The organism is Saprospiraceae bacterium, assembly GCA_016712145.1.
Taxonomy (GTDB): Bacteria; Bacteroidota; Bacteroidia; order Chitinophagales; family Saprospiraceae; genus Vicinibacter.
In genome coordinates, this window is the sequence record JADJRO010000001.1 from 1,797,510 (window position 1) to 1,819,920 (window position 22,411).

Below are 22,411 nucleotides of genomic sequence, written 5' to 3' on the forward strand. Positions count from 1 at the left end.
GTACTGAACTCATCTAATTCGATACGTTTAGAAAGCAATCAAAATTAAACCTTTTAATATAAATTTGATAGAAAGGAATTTGAAAAAGAGCAATAAAATAAATGTAAAAGGCACCGTAGTCCTTATTTACACCGAGCAATCGGAGGATTACATTAGTCTTACCGATATTGCTCGATTCAAAGACGCAGATCGTAGTGATTACTTGTTGCAAAACTGGATGCGAAACAGAAGCACCATTGAGTTTATGGGACTTTGGGAACTTTTCAATAACCCTAGTTTTAATTCCATCGAATTCGATGGAATTAAAAATCTGTCTGGTTCTAATAGTTTTGCGCTAACCCCGAAAAGGTGGATTGAAACAACAGGTGCTATTGGAATTGTTTCCAAAACTGGTAGGTACGGAGGTACTTTTGCCCACCGCGATATTGCCTTTGAGTTTGCATCTTGGTTAAGTGCAGAATTTAAGTTTTACCTGATTAAAGAATTTCAACGCCTTAAAGCAAATGAACAAAAACAACTGGGTTGGAATGCAAAACGAGAACTGGCGAAGCTGAATTACCACATTCATACCGATGCTGTTAAAAATAATCTGCTCCCAAAAGAGCTTTCAGCTGCACAAACTTCAATTGTTTATGCCAACGAAGCAGATGTGCTGAATGTCGCTTTATTTGGAATAACCGCTAAACAATGGCGCGAATCGAATCCCACTTTAAATGGAAATATTAGGGATTATGCTGGTATCAATGAATTGATTTGCTTGTCGAATATGGAAAATCTGAATGCTGTTTTTATCAATGAACAAATGCCACAGAAATCACGGCTTGTAAAATTGAACCAAATAGCAATTCAACAAATGAAAATTTTAGTAGAAATGGTGAACAGAAAATTTTTAAAATAGTATGACCGGAAGCGACCAAGCTCAATAATAAATACTGTGGAAAAAATTGTATACAAATTTTAGCGAGCAATTTATTCAATTGATTTTTTTAAATATAATCTTTTGTTTCTGCTCATATATTTTTTAAGGCCTAATTTTGAAACAATAATAAAAAAAGGAAGAATTAGAAATTACAATAAAATAACAAAATGAAAAGTCTACACAACTTACAAATATTTTTCACTGAAACGAAAAGTCGCAGATTGGAACATTCTTATAAAGAATCGGAAATAAATTTCAAAAAGAAATGAATTGATCAATTTTTAAAGACCGGAATTAAACTATGGAGCAAATTATTCGTCCGCATGCCGAACATGCATTTTTGCATGAACTGGAAGCACTTAAAAATTTTGATAAAAAAGATAAGCCTGCCCATTGGCAATTATCCCCATGGGCTGTATTGAATTATATCCTGGGTACCCGTCTTGAGGATGGAACCGTGATAACTCCTAAATACATTGGAGATAAAAAAATAGTTGAGATTGCAATTGCTTCTCTATTATCAGACAGAGCTTTATTATTGATTGGGATTCCAGGGACTGCAAAATCCTGACTATCTAAACATCTTGCAGCTGCTATTTCAAATGACTCTACCTTGCTTGTACAGGGGACCTCAGGAACTGGAGAAGACAGCTTACGGTATGGTTGGAATTATGCGCATCTGATTGCACATGGACCCAGTAAACAAGCCCTCGTTGCTGGACCTGTAATGAGAGCGATGTTGGATGGAAAATTAGTACGTATTGAAGAGCTCACAAGAATTCCAACAGAAATTCAAGATGCCCTGATCACTATTTTATCTGAAAAAATAATTCCAATTGCTGAGTTGAATGAAGAGGTACAGGCAATAAAAGGTTTCAATGTGATTGCTACTGCAAATGATCGGGATAAAGGGATTTATCCTTTGTCGTCTGCATTGCAACGTCGTTTTAATACCCTGGTAATGCCTTTACCCGATTCCATTGAAGATGAAGTTCGTATTGTACATGATCGTGTGCAACAACTCGGACAACAAATGAATATCCCAATGGAACAACTTAAAGATTCATTGACTAAAAAACTGGTACTCATTTTCAGAGAACTTCGGGAAGGACATAGCATCGACAAAAAGCAAAAGATTAAAGCTTCACAAGCTGGATTAAGTCCTGCTGAAGCCATTTCCATTTTACATCATGCCAGGATTCATCACCATTATTTTTCTGATAAATCATTTGGCCCTGCTGATATTATACCTGGTCTTTTCCAATCCATCACTCGTCAGGATGATGATGAAAAAACAATTTTACAAGAATACACGGAAACAGTTATAAAAAAACGAACAGAGTTTAAAGATTGGTATGACGTATTACATTCCTATTTCAAAGACAAATAAATTGCAATCCAGTAACCTTGTCTTCAATTAAACTATTTGGCATCAGACATCATGGCGCAGGATCTTCCCGCCGATTGCTTGAAGCATTAAAACAATATCAACCCGATGTACTGGCAATTGAATTGCCTGCAGAATCTAGTCAACTTTTACCACACATCCAACACCCTGAAGTTAAAGCTCCCATCGCATTTTTATATTATAATACAAATCATCCCGATCAATCGATTTATCTTCCACTGGCATCGTTTTCACCAGAATACCAGGCTATACAATTTGCTACGCTCCAACAAATCCCTTGTGTTCCAATCGATTTACCAGCTGGAGTATCCTTAGTTTCTTCAAATTTTAAAAATGATCCCGAAGCTGATTTAACTAAATACCAAAAAAGAATTACTCGCGATCCCATTGCATTTCTTGCAAAACAAGCCGGTTATACTGATAGTGAGCGTTGGTGGGAAACACATTTTGAGCAATGGACCGATCATGAAAAACTATTTGATATCATTCAGGACTTCATGACTGAATTAAGACATCAGAGCATTGGAATGGATGATGAAGAAACGCTGATTCGTGAACAATACATGCGTCAATGCCTTCGCAAATTGTTGAAGAAAAATATAAACGCATTGCAGTCGTTTGTGGTGCCTGGCATGGTCCCGTACTGACACAGGAATTTATTGAAAAACAAACGAATGATGAACTAAAGAAATTACAATCGCATCCGATTGCCTGTTGTATCATACCCTGGTCCTATAAAAACATGAGTCTCAACAATGGATACAGTGCTGGAATCGTTTCACCGATCTGGCATGAAGCACTTTTTAAAAATCCAAAAATGGCTGCTTCAAATTTTCTGGTCCATGCAATGCATCAAATGAGAAATGAAGGAGCTGAATTGAGTCCGGCTTCAGCAATCGAAGCAGAACGTTTGGCGAATATGTTGGCATTGTTACGAGAAATTCCATTTCCCGGCATTGATGAATTATTGGAAAGCTGCCTCACAGTTTTTAATATTGGGAATTCTGAATCTTTAGAATTGCTTAAAGAAAAATTACTTTGCGGAAGTATCCAGGGATCTGTTGATTTGGGAGATGATGCCTTGCCGTTTATACGCATTTTTAAAAGTTTGCTGAAGCGACTTCGACTAAATCGCTTTTGGATGGAGGATGGTCCACAGATTTTAGAATTGGACCTTAGAAAAGAAAAGCATCTCGAAATTTCCAGATTTTTAAATTATACACAACTGTTTCATTTGAATTGGGCTCGTGAAAAAGCACTTGAAACGCAAGCATTGGGAAATTTTCATGAACATTGGCAGTTTGAATGGAAGGCTGATATGGAAATTACATTGGTGCGAATTGCCTTGTATGGAAACACACTCAAGGAAGCAGCCAGAAAATTTATTGGAATTGAATTGGAAAAAAATATTCCCTGGTTTCGATTAGCAGATTATCTGGTTCATGCACTCAAAGCAGATTTCCCGGAAATACTTCCTCTGTTATCAAATAAGATCGAATCGATTATTATCAGTCATACCGATGTGTTGCAATTAAGCAGTTTGATTCGTCCTTTACTTTCAGGTTTGGAATACGGTTCCATTCACAAAATGGATACCTTGTTTATCAAAAATGTGCTCGACAAATTGTTGCCTAAATTGTTGATTAATTTACCAGACGCAGTAAAATTTATTGACAATGAACGCAGCTTGAAAATGTTGGAAGTCATTCCGGTAATTCAATTGTTCTTTGATAAATTCAAGCAACATGAATTTGCAGATTTGTGGAAAGAGCAGCGATTGATTATGGTCCACGACGCTTTAACCCATCCCAGATTGCAAGGTAAACTTTGGTATGTATTGTTGGAACGACAAGAAATCCCGTGGATAAAATTTGTAGAATTCATGAAATTTCAGTTTTCACAATCTTCTGACATTCCAAAATCTGCATTGTGGTTTGAAGGATTCTTACACAACCAGACTGTCTTTTATTTAATGCATCCAGAAATATTAGAATGTCTAGATGATTGGATTCAATCTTTGGATGAATCACATTTTAATTCCTATCTGCCATTGATGCGACGTGTATTTGAATCTGTTGCAGTCTCAGAAAAAAGACGCATCCTGAATCAACTAAAACAAAAAACAATTTCTTTAGAATCTGGCGCTGCATTCAAAATAAAACTGGATGCAAAACGACAAAAATTACTAGAGGGTTTATTGGCGAAAATTTAGAACGACCCCGCTTAGGGAGTATATGGAATATCTAAACTCCATTTTTCTCTATAAATCAAAGATTTTTCAACAGAATATCGCAGGCGTCCCTTTTTATCAAAGAAACTGTAGGTGGTTTTACCCAATGGTTTGACGTCCTTTACGGTTACCGGTGTACCGGGTAAAAATTCAACCCCAGGAAAATGCGAAGGTTCTATCAAAGTTGTTTGATCCAGAAATGCAAAGTCTGCATGCGCTTTTATTGAAACTTCAGCTGGATCGCATAGTACATTAAAAATATAGTCGTTGGTATTTTTCTTTGTAAAACTTGCAACAAATGTTCCCGGCACCAACTGCGTGCGGGCCTTTATCGTATAATCTCCTGGTTCCAACTTGGCAATCAGGGGATCTGTTTCTGTTGCATATCCAAAATCCTGACCGTTTATTTCGACGGAAGCAGACTCTCCAGCTTTAAATTTTCCTTCTATAATAACAAATAAACTCTTGTGTTCAGTTTTCTCACAAGAAAATGACTGACTAAACAGAAAACTGATCAGGATTATCAGGCCAATCCAAAAATTGTTGATTCGTTTCACTTGTTTCATATTACTTATTTATTCATTTAAATAAAAATACAATTTTAAAATACGCTTACTCATGGACCATCCAACACAAAGTTCGATTCAACGAATCCGAATTCAGAACAACAAAATACAGTGTTTTCGGAAATGCTGAAAAATCAAACGGTAGCTTTAATTTGAGCTGATCGGATTGAAATGAATGAATTGTTTGTCCATATACATTTACAATGCGAATGCTATACGGTCTACGTTCGTTTAATTGGACTGAAATATAACCCAGTTGATTCACCGGATTAGGAATTAATTCAAATTGATTTATGAAATTACTATTAGTTGTTGCTGTAAGTTCTTTAACATGAAACGGACCAAATTCTTTTTGACAGTTTGTAACATCTGTAAGGGTACAGAAATAATTTCCAGGAGACAAATCCACAATTGGATTGGCCGTTGAGCCATTTGACCAATGATACTGATAAGGTGGATTTCCCCCTTCCAGTTGCAACGAAATTGCGCCGTTATTCGCACCGGAAGTACATGGGTTGATGTCAGCGTTAATTAAATCAATTTGGCTCGCCTGGTTCACCGTATAATTTTGAAATATCTTTGTTCCTTGCTGATCAGCTATTTCTACCCGATAATCGCCAGCTGGAATGTCTATAAGATCTTTACTCGTTTGCTGATTGCTCCAAAGATAGGTATAAGGTGGAATTCCTCCTTGTAAGGTCAATTGGATGGATCCATCTTTTCCCTCAAAACAACTGACTGGTTTTAGTTCAACATGCACTACGGAAAGACTTGATGCGATGCCTATCAATAAGTTTTTGCAAATGCTGTCTGCACCACAATCGTTATGCACCCTCAAACAGACTTCAAATGCTCCTTCTGTAGGAAAGGTGTGTAGCGGTTGTCGTTCTGTACTGAATGTACCGTCTCCAAAAGACCAATTCCAAGCAACCGGAAATCCAATGGATTGATCGGTAAACAATACGTCTTTAGCCTGAATCGCCTGATCAAATGTTGCTTGTGGAATGCTGCGTTGATGAACGATTCCGGTATCTGAAGCCACACAATAATTCAGTTTATTTTTTACTTCCAAAACATAATTCCCAGGAAGATCGACCGTTGGATTTAGTGTATTCATTCCGCCGAGTATGTGACCATCTGCAGTTGTCCAATTATATTCAAATTCGGATCCAGTCGAAGAATTCAATCCATTTAATGAAATCATGGAATCCAAACAACTTAAATATGAATGAGTATCAACGGATGCAAGTGGTTTTATTTTGTTTTCAAGAATGCTTACGGTATCCTGAGAAATACATTGATTGATGGTATCTTTTACATTAAAAATATAATTCCCTGGAAATGTTAAAGAAACCTGTTTTTGTGCAGAATAAAAACTACTGTCCTCAACTTTTAACCAGTAATATTTAATTGGAAGGTTTTTACTATCTCCCTGGATCGTGGTTTCTAAAAATGCACAATTCAAGCTGGTATCTCCTGCAACTTGTATGTCCGGAAAAATACGTACATCTACAAGATGCATTGAATCAATTGCACTGCATGCATTATTTGTATTGGTAATTTTTAAAAAATACATTCCGGGATTTGCCACTTTTGGTGTAAGTGTTTCTGCGCCATTCAGGATGGTCCCTGTCGGACTGCTCCACAAATAATTAAACCAGGCTGCTTGTTCGGAATTGGTTCCGTTTAAGTTTACAAATTTTTTAATACAATCCCAGCTATCGTTTAAACCTGCTTCAACTTTTGGTTTGTGAGTAATATCAATATCTTGCTTAATAACTTCGGTACAAGCATTTGCATCCGTTACGGTAACAAAATATGCTTGACCCCCAATGAGATTGGTAAATTCTGATTTTGATTGACTGCCATCACCAATATCAAAAGTGTAAGGTGGATACCCGCCAAATGCTTTCACTGATATTTTACCATCTTGTTGATCGCAGTTGTCTCGTTGAGATGTCGCTGTTGCAGTTAAATCTGTAGGTTGCGTAAGCGTATAGTTACGAACCATGCTGCAATTTTTTAGATCTGTCACTGTCAAACTATAACTACCGACTTTCAAATTCAGATTGGCAGCTTGCGATGTATTGTTGGACCATTTATATTGGTAAGGCGGATTCCCATAATCCATTTGAACGGTAATACTTCCGCTTGCTTCATTAAAACATTTTATATGATTGAGATCCAATCCAACTACATCGACTCTTTTTTGGGGACCCTCTATGGTATAAGGTCCAAAGCTTTTAAAATAACCATTGCCATCAGTCAGTGTAACTGAATACGTTCCACCAGGTAAATTATTTATGTCTTTTGTTTTAGCACCATTCGTCCATTTATAGGTAATCGATCCATGGCCACCGGTAACATTTAAATTTATTTTCCCATTATCCCCACACGTAGAATGCGTAATTACAGAAGTTGCATTCATTGCAAAACTCTTGGTAATCCAATTGGAATAATTTGAATACGTCCGCTCAATGATTTCCCAAGTTCGTTTATCAGGAGAAATGACATAGAGCAAGGGATAATAACTATGATAATATTCACTGGCAACAGTTGGACCATTGGTTGCAGATAAATTAGCAACCCGGTAAGGCACCCCGGTGACCCAATCTCCCCAGGTATAATCATTGCATCCGGCTGGACCAAATAAACATTCGGTATTGGTTTTCCAATCTGCTTCCAGCATGATTGCGGTGGTACTTGCTCCTAAATTATTGACCACCTGATCGAGGACATGGCTCTCATGAAAGTGCCAGCAGAAACCACACCAGGTAGCTTCAAACCCAACACAAGCCGATTTATTATTGCCCATCATGGCATACAGACTGTAGACATTGCCATAAACATCTTCCACATCAAAATCCGGCGCTACCGATCCATTGGGCAATTGTGAATGGACAGGCTGCAAAAAAGCCAAAAGGAAAAGCGTGATGAAGAACCGGATCATTTGCAGTGAATTTGAAGTAAATATAATCAATTACGAATTATTGCAGCGTAGTGAAAATCCCGCGTACTTGTGAGACGGACAGGCAATTACGAATTACGGATTACGGATTACGAATGGTTAGATATGAAGCCTGTCGTCTATAGTCTATAGGTAAATGCCTAACAAGGGTGAATCAATTAGGAATTACAGAATCCATTGCGAAGTATGGAATGTTGCGGTATAAGTCAAGCGAACTAAACTAATTGAAGAAACATGAGATTGTGTATTGGAGGAAGTCGGAGGTCACTTTTTGAACTCAATTTAAGGTAGGCTGTGATTAGATAATTTGGACAAGCTGGCATTTCAATAATCCGTGTTTGTGCTTCTATCTTTGTGTTGTGAAATTCATTGGTACTAAATATTTCTTGCAGTGGTTTAATTTTTAGAAACTGATTTTGCGGATAAGATCCGGTTTTTAGATCAAATAAAATATCGGGCAAACACATTGCGTGAAGGCTGTATTCAAAGTCATCATATCCTTCAGGGTAACTGAGATGATTGTATTCCTGGATTTCAGGGACGTTGATTTGAAATGAGATGTCAGAAATTCTTTTGCATTCGCATTGAATTGAAGTATAATCCAATAACCTCGTTTTTGACAGTTGATGCATCCGCAGTAATTCCCTGGAATTTGAAAATTGCAAATTTCTTTCACCGATACCATTCACCGTATCGGCTTTCAGTATCTGCCTTAATAAGGCATTGAATTGATCGTAATGTGGTTTATACCATAGCGGACTGAATTTCCTCATGCATCTTTTAATGTACCCCGCCAGTTTACCCATGGCACCAAACTCCAAATTATTTTGCCGTATTCTGGCACAGCTCGGCCGGGTTTTAATTTGCTTTGCGGAGGGACCTCCCTTTAAAGAAACAATGGTTTCACCGTTTAACTCATAAAAACGCAAATCACCAATACTTCCCACCAAAAATTTACCGCCAATTAATTTTGCCATGATCAATTGTTATTAAGTTAAATCCATAAGTGGTCTATCTCCATGATCAATGAATACTTAAAGTACAAATGAAGAATAGATACTTTGTAGATACAACGTAGTTCGTCCCAGGAATAATTCCCAGAAATCAAATTTTAACTAAATATCGAAAGCATTCTTTTCCCTTATTTTCCCATCCTGATGGGAACAACCCCGGGTCAGTATGGGAAAAAAAGGGAGACTGAAGGGGGAAAAGAGAAGTTAGTTGTTAGTTGATAGTTGATAGTTGATAGTTGATAGTTTGAGATTTGTTAGTTGTTAGGATCTTGAGCATTGTGCATTTTCTTTTTCAATTTAATGGTATGATTACGATTAGACCATTGCAACAGGCTCTCCTAAATTAAACATTAAATTCATGCATTTCGTTCCTCATTGCATATTTTTCAACCAGAGAATAGAAGTTAAAAAAGCTGATAAGCTATAAAGCTAATAAGGTCAGTTCAATCTAAAGTTTGTAGATTATATGCAGCAGGTCAGAAATTTAATTTCCTGAATTTATAATATTGCAGCATTGTAGAATTGTAGAATTGCAGCATTCTTTAGTCTTTAGCCTCTACAGACTTCCCTTCTATAGACTCCCCCTTATTCTTCTTCCAATCCGTCATCCTCCGGTTTTTCCATTAACCAAAACTGATTGATTGATTCTCCTTTTAAGATGTGGATGCGTTGAAGATTGACCAATTCAAGTATGCCCAGAAAAACAATGATGGCGTGGATTCGGTTTTTACATTCTTCAAACAGGTTTTCAAAATTTACTTTTCCACTAAGATGGATTTTGTGAATGACTTTTTCTTGTTCATCTACAATTTCAAATTTGTAATTGTAGATTTTATGTACTACTGTTTTGGACCTTCTTCAAAGCGCTGCATAACCTTTTGAAATACTTTCATCAGGTTAAAAAGATTCAGCGTCTCCCATTCCGCATCGACTAAGGCTTTACTTGCAAGACTTTCAAATTCCTTTTTCATATTTCCACGCGGAACTCTAAAATAACGATCGTCTTCCATCTTGCTCATTTCATCAATCACCTCACGAACTGATTTATATTCCAACAGTCTTTGAACCAATTCTTTTCTTGGATCTATTTCCTGGTTGTTTTCATCCAGTTCTTTACGTGGGAGGAGCATTTTTGCTTTAATCCGAATTAGGGTGGCTGCAACAAGAATAAACTCACTGGCTAAATCTAAATTCAGGGACTCAATGTGACGAACGTATTCTAAAAAATCTTCGGTGATTTTGGCTATAGGTATATCGTAAATATCAAGTTCGTCTCGTTCGATAAAAAACAAAAGCAGGTCAAAGGGACCTTCAAACTGCTGTAACTTAATGGTATACGTATTCATTTTATTCTAAAAAGGAAGGCGAAGTTACGGTAAATGAACTGGGTTTTCGGGGAAAATGTGAGGGCTGGTACTTAAAAATTACGGTTTCTTCCGAAGAAGCTTGTGCTTTTCTGGAAGATGGGTTTGCTTCCTTTACCTTAGCTTTATGTCAGTAGTAGGTTTGCATTTGATTCCGGTACCCATTGCCGGAGGAAATTTAAATTCATTGAGTGAATCCTCTCTTGAAGCAGCCAGATCTTTAAAACATTTTGTGGTTGAACGAGCTAAGACTGCCAGAGCCTATCTTAAATTGATTGAGCACCCTACGCCAATCAATCTCATAGAGATTTTTGAGATTCCTCCAAAAGACGAATCCTTGTTTTATCAAGACATGCTGAATTTACTTAAAAACGGTACGTCTTTGGGGATGGTTTCAGAAGCAGGCATGCCCTGTATTGCCGATCCTGGATTTCCTTTGGTTTCAAAAGCCCATCAAAATGGAATTCCTGTCTTTCCTTATCCGGGACCCAATTCCATTTTAATGGCTTTAATGGCCAGTGGATTTAATGGACAAGAATTTCATTTTCATGGCTATCTGCCGGCTAAAAAAGATGAATTAAGACACAAACTGATTTGGATTTTGAATGAAATCCGTAAATCGCATGCAACGCATATTTTTATGGAGACTCCTTATCGCAACAAACAAATTCTTGAATTGATTCTGACCCACATTCCATCGGATATGAAACTTTGCATTGCATCCAATTTAACCGGTCCGGATCAAGTCATAGAATCCCGTTTGATTAAAAAATGGAATCTTCAAGATCTTGTAAAATATTATGATTCACCAAGTATTTACTTGTTGTCAAAATAAGTTGAATTTGAAAAATATCCTTTTTGTTTTTTGCCTGTTCCTACAATTCGAATTGTCAGCTCAGGTAAAAGCGGTATTTGAAATTACCAAAGAATCCAACAGACTGGACACGCCCAAATCCTGGAAACTCGTTTGGCATGATGAGTTTGATGGAAATCAACTGGATGTCAGTAAATGGTTTAGTTATTATCCGTACACAGCATCCGGATTGGATACCTGTCCTGCCTGCCGGACCCTGGGAGGCGATTTGGTATTAACAGATAGCAACCTGGTGATTTCAAATGGTACCTTAAAAATTATTGGAAAAAAACAGAAGGCAACATGGTATGGTAAAGAGTATCCTTACACCTCCGGGAATTTATTTTCTAAACAAGGATTTTTATACGGTCGATTTGAAATTCGTTGCAAATTGCCCCCCGGATTGGGTATGTGGCCTGCATTTTGGACCTTAGGTGAAGGGGTATTGGAAGAAATTGATGTTTTTGAAATAAATGGACGGTATATGCGACAGTTTCAAACCAATTACCATCATTGTTATGAAGCACACAATAATTGCCAGGATCCGAAATGGCATTTAAGTCCGGCATTGCATGAAGGATTTAATGTATTTGCCATTGAATGGGATCCATTTTTTATAAGATGGTATGTCAATAATAAATTGGTGCGAACCATGGCAGGATATGAATCCAGTTTAAGAAATCGAAAAATTAAAAACTACAAATTAAAACCCGGGATATACAATCAAGTTGCGCACTTTCCCAAAACAAAAGCCCGCATTATTGCTGGTTTGGGTATCGATTCACCTAAACATGGTAAATTATTGAAATCAAAATTATTTCCAGCGGTATTTGAAATTGACTATATCCGGATTTATGAAACTCAGGCAAAAGAATAATGCTCTTTGTCTGCATAACTGTGAACAAGCTGAGGACTTAATGCTTTAAATTGATAACCTAACAGACTATAATATTCTAAAATTCTGGGTAAGACTTCGTACAACTTTTTAGCTGATTTCAGCGAGTCGTGAAATACAATGATGGATCCCGGTTGGGTGTTTTTAATTACATTACTAAAACAAGCCTCTGCACTGAGATTGGGATCAAAATCTCCACTCAATACATCCCACATTACAATTTGATAATGCCGTTTTAAAAATCGGGTTTGAGAAGGTCTCAATCGTCCATATGGAGGGCGAAATAGATTTGATCCACTGATTTTAGCCCCTTTTTGTACATTTTGAAAGTAGGTTGGATTATCGGTACACCAACCTGATAAATGGTTATAGGTATGATTTCCAATGGTGTGGCCTTGATCTATAATTTGATTAAATATAGCAGGAAAGCGTTCGATGTTTTGTCCGACACAAAAAAAGCTGGCTTTGGCATCAAATTCTTCCAACTGCTCAAGGACCCAGGGGGTTACATCAGGAATCGGACCATCATCAAATGTAAGGAATAGCTCGGGCCTTTGGCTTTCAACCCGCCACAGAAGCTCTGAAAACATGCTCTGTAAAAACCGTGGAGTAAAACTCAGATACATGGAGATATAAGAATCTACGTGTAAAGATGGCTTTTGGATTTCGGCTTTTTAGGAATATTTTAGTGATTAACAATACCTTATATTCTAAATCCCCTGATTTTAGGTCTTATTTTGAAAAGGACTTTGGATATTTGCAAAACACATTCATACCAATATGCTTCGAACTGTCCGCTTACGATTTGCTCCCAGTCCAACCGGACCGCTTCATATTGGCGGAATCCGAACCGCATTGTACAATTATTTGTTTGCAAAACAACAAGGCGGGACATTTATCCTTAGGGTTGAAGACACCGATCAGGGGAGATATGTTGAAGGAGCAGAAGCTTATATCATCGAATGCCTTAAATGGGTAGGCTTGATTCCGGATGAAGGACCGGGTTTTGGAGGTGAATTTGGGCCATATCGACAATCAGAGCGCAAAGATCTTTATTGGAAGCATGCACAACAGCTCATCGATGCCGGAGAAGCCTATTATGCTTTTGATACAGAAGCCGAATTAAATGAACTCAGAGCTTCTAATGGGGGAAACCAAAAATATGATTTTAATACCCGCCTTAAGATGCGGAATTCTCTGAATCTATCTAGTGAAGAATGTAAAGAGTTGTTGGCAAACAATACTCCGTATGTTATCCGATTAAAAGTACCTGCCAATGAAGATGTACTGATTCAAGATTTGGTGAGGGGTTCCGTAAGATTTCATACGGTGGATTTGGATGACAAGGTGCTGATAAAATCAGACGGCATGCCAACCTATCATATGGCCAATGTGGTAGACGATTATTTAATGCAAATCACACACGTCATTCGAGGTGAAGAATGGTTGTCTTCAACAGCACATCACGTGTTGTTGTATCAAGCATTTGGATGGACCGATCAGATGCCTGAATTTGCGCACCTGCCATTAATATTAAAACCAACGGGTAATGGCAAACTTTCTAAACGGGATGGTGCCCAATTTGGATTTCCGGTATTTCCTATTGATTGGAAAACAGCAGAAGGCGAAACGTATCAAGGGTTTCGTGAATATGGATTCGAACCCGATGCATTACTCAATTTTTTAGCATTTTTAGGTTGGAATGATGGAACGGATCAAGAAATTTTTACACTTGATGAAATGATCCAGGCATTTTCTATTGAAAAGATTGTTAAATCAGGGGCACGTTTTGATTTTGAAAAAGGCAAATGGTTTAATCAACAATACATGCATCGAAAAAGTGATGAAGCATGTGTCCATCGAATCCTTCATGATTATAAAATGCAAGATCAAGAAATTTCAATAGAAGAAGCAAATACGATTTGTAAATTGTACAAAGACAGGATTCATTTTTTTAAAGAATTTTATGAACAATCCCATGCATTTTTCAAAGAACAACTTGTATATGATTCACAATTTATACAAAGCAAACTAAAACCGGAATTTTCAAGTATACTTAACAAGGTAATTGGCTTTTTAGAAAATCAAATCGATTGGCAAGCTGAACCGATTGAATCTGAATTGAAAGAATTTATTAAAAACCAACAGATCAAAGCCGGAGAATTATTTCCATTATTGCGGGTATGTATGACTGGAATCCCAACCGGACCGGATGTATTTAAAATGATTGCCTTTCAGGGAAAAACTAAATTAATTCAAAAAATAAATTTGTTTATTAAACAAATGCCCATTAATCAAAGCATATGAAATTAAAATTTTGCGGTGCATCCCGGGAAGTTACCGGCTCCTGTCATTTACTTACCTTAGACAATGGGTTTAAAATCTTATTGGATTGTGGAATGTTTCAAGGAAGGCGTGAAGACGATGATACGATCAACGCCACCTGGCCTTTTCAACCAGCAGAAATCGATTTATTGATTTTATCACATGCACATATTGATCATTGCGGTCGGATTCCAAAACTTGTAAAAGATGGCTTTCGGGGAAACATATATTGTACACATGCAACACGCGATCTGGCATCCATCATGTTGATGGATACAGCCCATATCCAGGAACGCGATGCCGAGTTTGACAACAAGCATCTTGAACGAAAGAAACAGCGCAATCCGAATTTTAAATACACAAAAGTAAAACCCATTTACAATGCAGCCGATGTGGCACAAGCCATGAAACTTTTTGTTTCAGTTTCTTATGACCGTTGGATTGAATTGGTTAAAGGAGTTAAATTGGTATTTACAGATGCCGGACATATTTTAGGATCTGCCAGTGTCAATTTGGTAATCAATACCGGAGGGGATGAAATGCGCATTGCATTTACCGGTGATATTGGAAGGCCCAACCGACCTATCTTACGGGATCCACAAGACATGTGGCCTGCGGATGTCATCATTTCAGAATCTACTTATGGAGATAAACTGCATTTAGAAAAGCCTGCTGAAAAAGCACGCTTTATGGAAATCGTAAATCAAACCTGTTTTGAAAGACGTGGCAAAGTTATCATCCCTGCATTTAGTTTAGGCAGAACGCAAGAGTTGGTTTTTATTTTAGATCAACTCGTCAATGAAGGTAAATTAAACAACCTACCGGTTTATGTTGACAGTCCATTGGCTGTAAATGCTACTGATATTTTCAAAGCACATTCAGAATGTTTTGATGATGAATTGCATCGTTACATTGTAAAAGATCCTGATCCATTTGGATTTAAACGACTGAGTTATATTGTAGATGTTCGCGAATCAAAAAAACTAAACAGCAGTAAGGAACCAGCCATTATAATATCTGCTGCAGGCATGTTAAATGCAGGCCGCATCCAGCATCACGTTTACAACAACATTGAAAATCCAAACAACACCATTTTATTGGTTGGCTACTGTGCTCCTTATACTCCCGGCGGACAATTGCAACGCGGTGCCACTGAAATCAAGTTACTAGGAGACGTCAAACAAGTAAATGCCCAAATTGAAATCATGGATTCCTTTTCTGCACACGGCGACCAAAAAGAAATGAGTGATTTTCTAAGCAATCAAAACAGTACTTGTAAAAAACTATTTTTGGTTCATGGTGAATATGAAACACAGATCGCTTATAAAAATTTTCTCATCAAAAAAGGATTTAATGGAATTGAAATTCCGGAGTTTAAACAGGAGTTTAGTGTATAGGTGATTGGTGGTAGGTGGTAGTTGGTTGTTGGTAGGTGATAGTTGAGAGTAGGAAGTTGCTTGTTTTCCTCTTTTCCTCCTTTCTTCTTTTCTTCTTTTCTTCTTTGCGACTCTGCGAGAAATTAAATTAGTTGACAGTTGTTAGTTGATAGTTGATAAGCATTGTAGCATTGCAAGATTGCAAGATTGCAGCCCGCCCGATCTAACCTCGGCGGGGACGCCGTCGGTAACTTGTTGTTATAGATAGATGATTGCAGAATTTCCTACAGACTATAGACTTTTTAAATGAATGTCTAAACCGACATAAATAATTTGGTCTGTGAAATCGACCTTAACTTGTAAATTTGTCATAGGCTTGGTTTTAAGTTGATTATTAAATTGAGAATTTTCAACCCTAAACTAAGCCTTATTTTATTACATGGATTCTTCCTTTCTACAGACTCTTCCTCACATTAAACCATTGCAGGATTGTAGAATTGCAGCATCGATCCACTGCTTCAATTCCTTAAGCATATCCCCTCTAACCTCGGCGGGGACGCCGTCGGTAAATTGTTGCTATAGATAGATTATTGCAGAATTTCCTACAGACTATAGACTTCCTTTCTATAGACTCTTCCTCACATTGCAGTATTTCTTAAATTCGATTATCACTTTCCAAAAATCGGTTCCAAGATTCAAGGGTATCGATATCCTCAAGAACTTCCAGCATTTTATAAGAAAGATTTAATTGTTTTAAATCTAAAAGGCTTTCATACAATACCGTCGCACTACTCCAATTTTTATCTTGAAATAAACGTGCTTGCAAACTGTTCAATCCAAGTAAATAATAACCACCATCTTTTGCAGGACCAATTACACAATCGTAGGTTTCTAAAAGTACACTTGCGGCTTCAAGGTGAGCTGTTTTTAGATAGGGACAATCACTGCCAATTATTATAACTTTTTTGTGTTGTTGAAATAATTCACGGAAAGCATGTTTCATTCGTAAGCCGAGATCGTTTCCGGATTGTAATTTTTTATTAAACAAACTGGAATCCCATGCATCGTCTGTATGGATATAATCACTGTAAAATAAAAACTTTGGACCCTGGTAAATAATGCACTGCTTTCGAGTTAGCTCCTGCAATTGCAAATAAATTTGTAAAGCCATTTCATCGCCGGCAGTTTTTGCAATGCGGGTCTTCACCTGTCCTAACACAGGATTTTTGATAAATACAATTAGAGCAGCGAGACTAGACAAACAGCTTGATGAATGGTTAGCGCAGACGATCCATAGATTTTACCAGGTCCTGGTCCCGACGGATGGCTCTTACAGCCAACCAGACGAGCACGATGCCGGCCATACTAAAATACATGCCATTGGCGGGAATAAATTCAGCCAACTTCTGATATTTAAAAACACTCCAGAAACAGGCGCCAATACAAAATAACATATGCATTAAACTGGAAACGGCTGCTAAAATGATTTGCATCCCCCGTTCTTTGTACAAGAAAACCGATATCAATGCCATCAAAGCAGAAACCCCTGAACCTATCTGAATCAGCATACTTTCATTTGCATAAAATGTGGAATCAGAAAAATAAGCTTCTCCCGGGTTTTGTGAAGTCATTAAAATCATAGATGGAAACCACAAGGCCGCAAAACAAATGGCTGCCAAAAACATATAAATACTTTGAATTCGTTGTATCATCACTTAGATTTTGGCCGAAAAATAGCTAGAATTGGCCATTAGCACACAAAAAATACTGGCCGTTTCCTGTTAATTTTGCCAAATTCCAAACCGTCTATATGCCTCATTTAAGCTATTGGGAAAATTCGTTTTACTTTAAAAATACTGATGTCGTCATCATTGGGGGTGGCATTGTTGGCTTGAGTACGGGTATTTCTTTGTTAGAGAAACAAGCTCATTTGCGGGTTTTAATTGTGGAACAGAACTACCTGCCATTAGGAGCGAGTACAAAAAATGCTGGTTTTGCCTGTTTTGGCAGTCCTTCTGAACTATTGGACGATCTGAGTAAAACCAATGCTGAACAGGTATTCCATCTATTTAACAGGCGTTTTCAAGGCATTCAGAAGCTCATCCAACGGACCGGGCCGACTGCGCTGGATCTGAAACCTTATGGAGGCTACGAATTAATCCACCCTGAATTGAGTCGCATCCAGGTGGGTCAAAAAGAATTAGACTATCTAAATCAGGAAATTGAGCATCAAACCGGATTAAAAACCTATTACCGGTTTAAAAATGAAGACCTGGAAGCCTGGGGATTAAATCGCTTTGAGTCTTTGATTGCAAATGAACATGAATCTTGCATCAATCCCATGTGGATGATCCATACCTTACAGGAGTTATTTCGATCGAAAGGTGGTAAATTAATTCATGGAATTGGCATCAAGTCCTGGCAAAGCCGGGAAGAAGCTGTTGAAATAGAATTGGAAGATGCCTTCCGATTTCATGCGAAACAATTGCTTTTTTGCGTTAATGGTTTTGCAAAACGATTTTTTCCGGAGTTGGAAGTAAATCCAGCCAGAAATTCCGTCTTGCTTATAGAAGCTGAAAAGATGATCCCATTTAGAGGCTGTTTTCACATAAATTGCGGATATGTCTATTTCCGCGAATTAGATGGAAAGCTCTTAATTGGAGGGGGTCGTAATTTGGATTTTAAAACAGAATCCACCGATGCTTTTGGAATTAATGAAACAATTAAAATGTATCTTATTGATTTAGTAAGTCAGTACATTCTTCCCGGACAAAAATTGAACGTGGTTGAACAATGGTCTGGTATACTGGGTTTAGGAGAAGTAAAAAAACCAATTATTAAACAACTAGCTCAAAATATTTATGTGGCCGTTCGATTGGGTGGAATGGGAGTTGCAATCGGCAGTCTGGTTGGTGAAGAAGCTGCAGACTTTCTGCTCAAAAAGGAACCATTCGCATGAGCCAATCCTACTTAAGAATCATCAGGTATTTTCTGTTATCCTGCCTGGCATGTTTTTCATTGCATGCGCAATCTCAAGTTGACACAAGTTCAAATAAGATCCAAGTTATTCATGCGGATGTATTTCAATTTGAGCGATTTGGTGGCAGAGAAATTCAATATTTATCCCATGATGTATTGGTACGACACAAAGCGACTTATCTCTTGTGTGATTCAGCAATCATAGATGGAAATAAAATGACTGCGATGGGGCATGTGCGGATCGTAGAAGGAGATAGTTTACAAATTTTTGGTGACAGTCTTAAATATGATGGTGAATTATCGCTGGCAGATTTTATTGGAAACATTGTATTGAAACACCGGGACCAGGAGTTGTTTACCAGCATACTGAACTATGACTTGAAATCACGGGTTGCACGATACCCAACAAAAGGAATTTTAATATCTGAAAACGCACGACTTAAAAGCAATCGGGGATATTACTTTGCGAAAACTGGCACGGCTTATTTTAAAGACAGTGTAATCGTTTTATTGAATGACAGTTTGAATTTGTTATCCGATTCCCTGGTTTATGAAACAAAAACTAAATTGGTTCGATTTACCGGTCCCACATTAATTGAACAAGACAGTTTAGAAATCTATTGTGAAAAAGGGTATTACAATGTTGAATTGCAACAATCCTATTTTGGAAATTATCCAAGATATCGTCGGGGCAATCAAATTGCAGATGCACGTGATATTTACCACGATGCAATTAAAAATACAATCACCTTGGTTCATGATGGATACATTCGCGATGCAAAACAAGAAGCGCGAGCCGATAGCATTGTAATTAACGAAATTACCCAAGACGTAAAGCCGTTTCGGAATGCGAGTTATAAAGAAGGCGAACGATTGCTTACTGGAAATCTAATCGAATACAATCGAAAAAGTAAATCGCTCAATGTTTCCGGAAAAACCAGTGTTACAGAAAGCGGTAGAACCATTGAAGCCCTGCAATTAAAATATGACGGAGTTAAAGATCTGGGTCAAGCCAGTGGCGGTGTTTCTGTTAAAGATACCAGCAGCGGGTATACCATCGTGTGTGATACATTTATTTATAGTAAAACCAATTACAAATATCGGGCACTTGGTGCAAGCCACAGGCCTTATATTGCCTCAGATTTCAACAGCGACAGTTTGTATTTATCAGCAGACAGTTTGTTTTCAGAAAGATTGCAATCGGGTACTGATAGTTTTCAGGTTTTGTATGCCTGGGGAAAGGTAAAAATTTGGAGTCCGCGATTGCAAGGCTTATGCGATTCCTTGTTTTTTTCTGGAAAAGATTCCACATTTTATTTATTTGAGAAGCCTGTATTGTGGTCTGATACGACTCAATTTACAGGTGATACGATTCACATGCTTTTATCCGGAAAATCACTCAAGGATATTTTTTTAAAACAAAAAGCATTTATTATCAATCATGATTTTACTAATCTTGAGAACCAATTGAAAGGGAGAGACATTCAAGCACATTTTGAACTGAAGAAAATCAATTACATGGATGTGCAAGGCAATGCAGAATCTGTCTATTTTATAAAAGATGATGAAAAAGGATTTATAGGAACCAATTTTATTCAATGCAGCAGCATGAGATTGAATTTTAATGCAGATGAAAAGATTGAATTCATCGATTTTTTTACAAAACCAAAAGGAAATATGTTGCCTTTACAAGATGGGCGTAAAAAATTTCTGGATGGATTTAATCCCAGGAATAAGGAAAAACCACAATCATTAGAGGAAATTATTAAAAAGGAATCCAAATGAAACGCCTGGCTCTTTATTTATTGTTCTTAGCACCGACAATTTGTTGTTCTCAAGTTGATAAAGCGATTCAGGCATATAAGACTAAAGATTATAATACAGCGCTAACTGAATGGAATCAGCTTCTTGCTAATGGAATGCGAGGAGCAGATCTCTATTATAATATTGGGAATACGTACACTGGTTTAAAAGAGTATCCACAAGCGATCCTGTATTACCGAAAAGCTTTGAAGTGGGATCCAAATTGTGCAGCATGTATTAAAAATTTAAAAATCGCCGAGTCTGCAGCAGGGATCGAAACATTTGAATTTCCCGAATTTATACTTTTCAAGATTTATAAATCCATCTTATTAAGCTTGCAAGCATTTCATTGGTTTATGCTTTTTGTTTTGGCGGTTTCTATAGGGATTGCGGGCTATTTATTCAAAGACAAAATGCCATTGTCACTTCAATCGATCCGCTTAGTATTGTTGTTTGCGTTCATTTCCTTGTTGTTGGCGGTACACCGAGACTCGATTCGAAATAAACAGAATGGATTTGTATTATTACAGGCAAGTCCATTGTATCTATCACCCGATCCGGGCAGTAGTAAAAAGGATGATTTGAAAGCCGGGCTCTATTTGCAAATAAAAGATCAGATCCAGGGGTGGATTAAAGTTCAAACCACAGAATTAGACTTTGGTTGGATTGAATTAAATAAAGGAGTACGGGTTATTCTATAACTCCAGGGTATTCAATAAATAAATAAATAAGAAGAAAAACGGTTTAGAGAACGTGTACGACGTTGCGATCTTCGCGGGTCTTTTTAAAAGTAACTACACCTGCTTTAAGAGCAAATAATGTAAAATCTTTTCCAACACCTACATTAATACCTGGGTGATATTTTGTTCCCCGTTGGCGCACGATGATGTTACCGGGAATTGCTTCCTGACCTCCAAATAATTTTACGCCCAATCGTTTGCTATTACTATCGCGACCGTTACTTGTACTACCTTCCCCTTTCTTATGTGCCATGGCTTAAAATTTTATCGAATTAAATTTGGATGGATTCAACCTGAATTTGTGTAAAACATTGACGGTGGCCATTCTTTTTTTCATAGCCTTTTCTCCGCTTCTTTTTAAACACAATTACTTTGTCGCCTTTGATATGATCTAACACTTTAGCAGAAATGCTTGCACCTGCAATGTTGGGCATTCCAATGGTTGTTTGTTCGCCATTAATCAGCATCAATACCTGATCAAAATTTACTTGACTGCCTGTTTCGGCTTCCTGACGGTGAACATACAATTTTTGGCCTTTACTGACTTTAAATTGTTGCCCTGCTATATTAACCACTGCGATCATGACTAAGGTCTTTAAAATTGGACTGCAAAAATACTATCTTTTAGTGAAAAAAAGGGTTTTTATTGAAAAAATATGAATAAGAATTATGGCGGCCTCGAATTAGTATATCTTATTCATTATCAATGTTTTAAATCTATTTAATTCCATTTTACAGGCTAAGTACCGATCCGCTTGATGCTTAATCAGTTGAAATTTTGATGCGGACCCGCTTTGAAAAAAGCACCGGGTGTTTCACAATTAAATCAAATCGTTTGTTGAAAATTGTCATTATTGAACACCTAGCCGCTTGTACACCCCATGATGGATTAATAAGAAAACTTCGAATCCCATCCAACAAAGCTTTTAAGTTTTTGCATTGAAATACATATTAGTTTATATATATAGTTTA

At 37.4% G+C, this 22,411-nt stretch carries 18 protein-coding genes and 2 pseudogenes; 11 read left to right on the forward strand and 9 right to left on the reverse strand.

Going from position 1 to position 22,411, the window contains the following annotated elements; all coding sequences use genetic code 11:
• Positions 1-79 precede the first annotated feature (79 nt).
• The 4 genes and pseudogenes from IPK91_07655 to IPK91_07670 all read left to right on the forward strand — a co-directional run bounded on the left by IPK91_07655 (position 80) and on the right by IPK91_07670 (position 4,539).
• The gene (locus IPK91_07655) at positions 80-898 is read left to right on the forward strand and encodes a KilA-N domain-containing protein (protein MBK8297140.1); all 819 of its coding nucleotides are present in this window, start codon (positions 80-82) and stop codon (positions 896-898) included.
• A 322-nt stretch (positions 899-1,220) separates the two neighbouring features.
• Positions 1,221-2,309: pseudogene (locus tag IPK91_07660) on the forward strand (AAA family ATPase).
• A 17-nt stretch (positions 2,310-2,326) separates the two neighbouring features.
• On the forward strand, positions 2,327-2,974 hold the full coding sequence (locus IPK91_07665) for a hypothetical protein (GenBank protein MBK8297141.1): 648 nt from the start codon (positions 2,327-2,329) through the stop codon (positions 2,972-2,974).
• Positions 2,899-4,539: a hypothetical protein gene (locus IPK91_07670; GenBank protein ID MBK8297142.1), complete on the forward strand. Its 1,641-nt coding sequence runs from the start codon at positions 2,899-2,901 to the stop codon at positions 4,537-4,539. Before IPK91_07665 ends, IPK91_07670 begins: the two co-directional genes overlap by 76 nt.
• An 11-nt stretch (positions 4,540-4,550) precedes the next feature.
• On the opposite strand, the gene IPK91_07675 is transcribed toward IPK91_07670, so the two are convergent.
• From IPK91_07675 to IPK91_07690, 4 genes and pseudogenes are all read right to left on the reverse strand, one after another.
• Positions 4,551-5,123 (reverse strand): hypothetical protein, encoded by a 573-nt coding sequence (locus IPK91_07675; GenBank protein ID MBK8297143.1) that lies wholly within the window; start codon positions 5,121-5,123, stop codon positions 4,551-4,553.
• Positions 5,124-5,169: 46 nt separating this feature from the next.
• The gene (locus IPK91_07680; GenBank protein ID MBK8297144.1) at positions 5,170-8,073 is read right to left on the reverse strand and encodes a PKD domain-containing protein; all 2,904 of its coding nucleotides are present in this window, start codon (positions 8,071-8,073) and stop codon (positions 5,170-5,172) included.
• Positions 8,074-8,306: 233 nt separating this feature from the next.
• Positions 8,307-9,068 carry a hypothetical protein gene (locus tag IPK91_07685; protein MBK8297145.1) on the reverse strand — a complete coding sequence of 254 codons (762 nt, stop codon included), beginning with the start codon at positions 9,066-9,068 and terminating at the stop codon, positions 8,307-8,309.
• A 621-nt stretch (positions 9,069-9,689) separates the two neighbouring features.
• A pseudogene (locus tag IPK91_07690) lies at positions 9,690-10,450 on the reverse strand (segregation/condensation protein A).
• Between the two features lie 145 nt (positions 10,451-10,595).
• Here IPK91_07690 and IPK91_07695 point away from each other — a divergent pair.
• Entirely contained in the window at positions 10,596-11,303 is a 708-nt protein-coding gene (locus IPK91_07695) for an SAM-dependent methyltransferase (protein MBK8297146.1), read from the forward strand.
• Between the two features lie 7 nt (positions 11,304-11,310).
• Complete coding sequence (locus IPK91_07700; protein ID MBK8297147.1) at positions 11,311-12,198, forward strand: glycoside hydrolase family 16 protein; 888 nt, start codon at positions 11,311-11,313, stop codon at positions 12,196-12,198.
• On the opposite strand, the gene IPK91_07705 is transcribed toward IPK91_07700, so the two are convergent.
• The gene (locus IPK91_07705) at positions 12,183-12,842 is read right to left on the reverse strand and encodes a polysaccharide deacetylase family protein (GenBank protein MBK8297148.1); all 660 of its coding nucleotides are present in this window, start codon (positions 12,840-12,842) and stop codon (positions 12,183-12,185) included. The genes IPK91_07700 and IPK91_07705 overlap by 16 nt on opposite strands.
• A 154-nt stretch (positions 12,843-12,996) precedes the next feature.
• Between IPK91_07705 and IPK91_07710 the strand changes: the two genes are divergently transcribed.
• A complete protein-coding gene (locus IPK91_07710; protein MBK8297149.1) occupies positions 12,997-14,523 on the forward strand; it encodes a glutamate--tRNA ligase in 1,527 nt (508 codons plus the stop codon).
• Entirely contained in the window at positions 14,520-15,938 is a 1,419-nt protein-coding gene (locus tag IPK91_07715) for an MBL fold metallo-hydrolase (protein ID MBK8297150.1), read from the forward strand. The genes IPK91_07710 and IPK91_07715 overlap by 4 nt, the downstream gene beginning before the upstream one ends.
• Before the next feature lie 634 nt (positions 15,939-16,572).
• Here the strand turns inward: IPK91_07715 and IPK91_07720 are convergent.
• Both IPK91_07720 and IPK91_07725 read right to left on the reverse strand, forming a co-directional pair.
• Positions 16,573-17,178 (reverse strand): TIGR04282 family arsenosugar biosynthesis glycosyltransferase, encoded by a 606-nt coding sequence (locus IPK91_07720; GenBank protein MBK8297151.1) that lies wholly within the window; start codon positions 17,176-17,178, stop codon positions 16,573-16,575.
• A gap of 16 nt (positions 17,179-17,194) precedes the next feature.
• Positions 17,195-17,629 (reverse strand): DUF4293 domain-containing protein, encoded by a 435-nt coding sequence (locus IPK91_07725; GenBank protein MBK8297152.1) that lies wholly within the window; start codon positions 17,627-17,629, stop codon positions 17,195-17,197.
• Positions 17,630-17,727: 98 nt separating this feature from the next.
• Between IPK91_07725 and IPK91_07730 the strand changes: the two genes are divergently transcribed.
• Genes IPK91_07730 through IPK91_07740 form a run of 3 tightly spaced genes read left to right on the forward strand, consistent with a single transcriptional unit; the run spans position 17,728 to position 21,400 of the window.
• Entirely contained in the window at positions 17,728-18,876 is a 1,149-nt protein-coding gene (locus IPK91_07730; protein MBK8297153.1) for an FAD-binding oxidoreductase, read from the forward strand.
• The gene (locus tag IPK91_07735) at positions 18,873-20,681 is read left to right on the forward strand and encodes a hypothetical protein (protein MBK8297154.1); all 1,809 of its coding nucleotides are present in this window, start codon (positions 18,873-18,875) and stop codon (positions 20,679-20,681) included. The genes IPK91_07730 and IPK91_07735 overlap by 4 nt, the downstream gene beginning before the upstream one ends.
• Entirely contained in the window at positions 20,678-21,400 is a 723-nt protein-coding gene (locus tag IPK91_07740; GenBank protein ID MBK8297155.1) for a tetratricopeptide repeat protein, read from the forward strand. Before IPK91_07735 ends, IPK91_07740 begins: the two co-directional genes overlap by 4 nt.
• Positions 21,401-21,443: 43 nt before the next feature.
• Here the strand turns inward: IPK91_07740 and rpmA are convergent, their stop codons facing one another.
• Together rpmA and rplU are read right to left on the reverse strand one after the other, a co-directional pair.
• Entirely contained in the window at positions 21,444-21,692 is a 249-nt protein-coding gene (gene rpmA / locus IPK91_07745) for a 50S ribosomal protein L27 (protein ID MBK8297156.1), read from the reverse strand.
• A 19-nt stretch (positions 21,693-21,711) separates the two neighbouring features.
• Positions 21,712-22,023 (reverse strand): 50S ribosomal protein L21, encoded by a 312-nt coding sequence (gene rplU / locus IPK91_07750; GenBank protein ID MBK8297157.1) that lies wholly within the window; start codon positions 22,021-22,023, stop codon positions 21,712-21,714.
• Positions 22,024-22,411 lie beyond the last annotated feature (388 nt).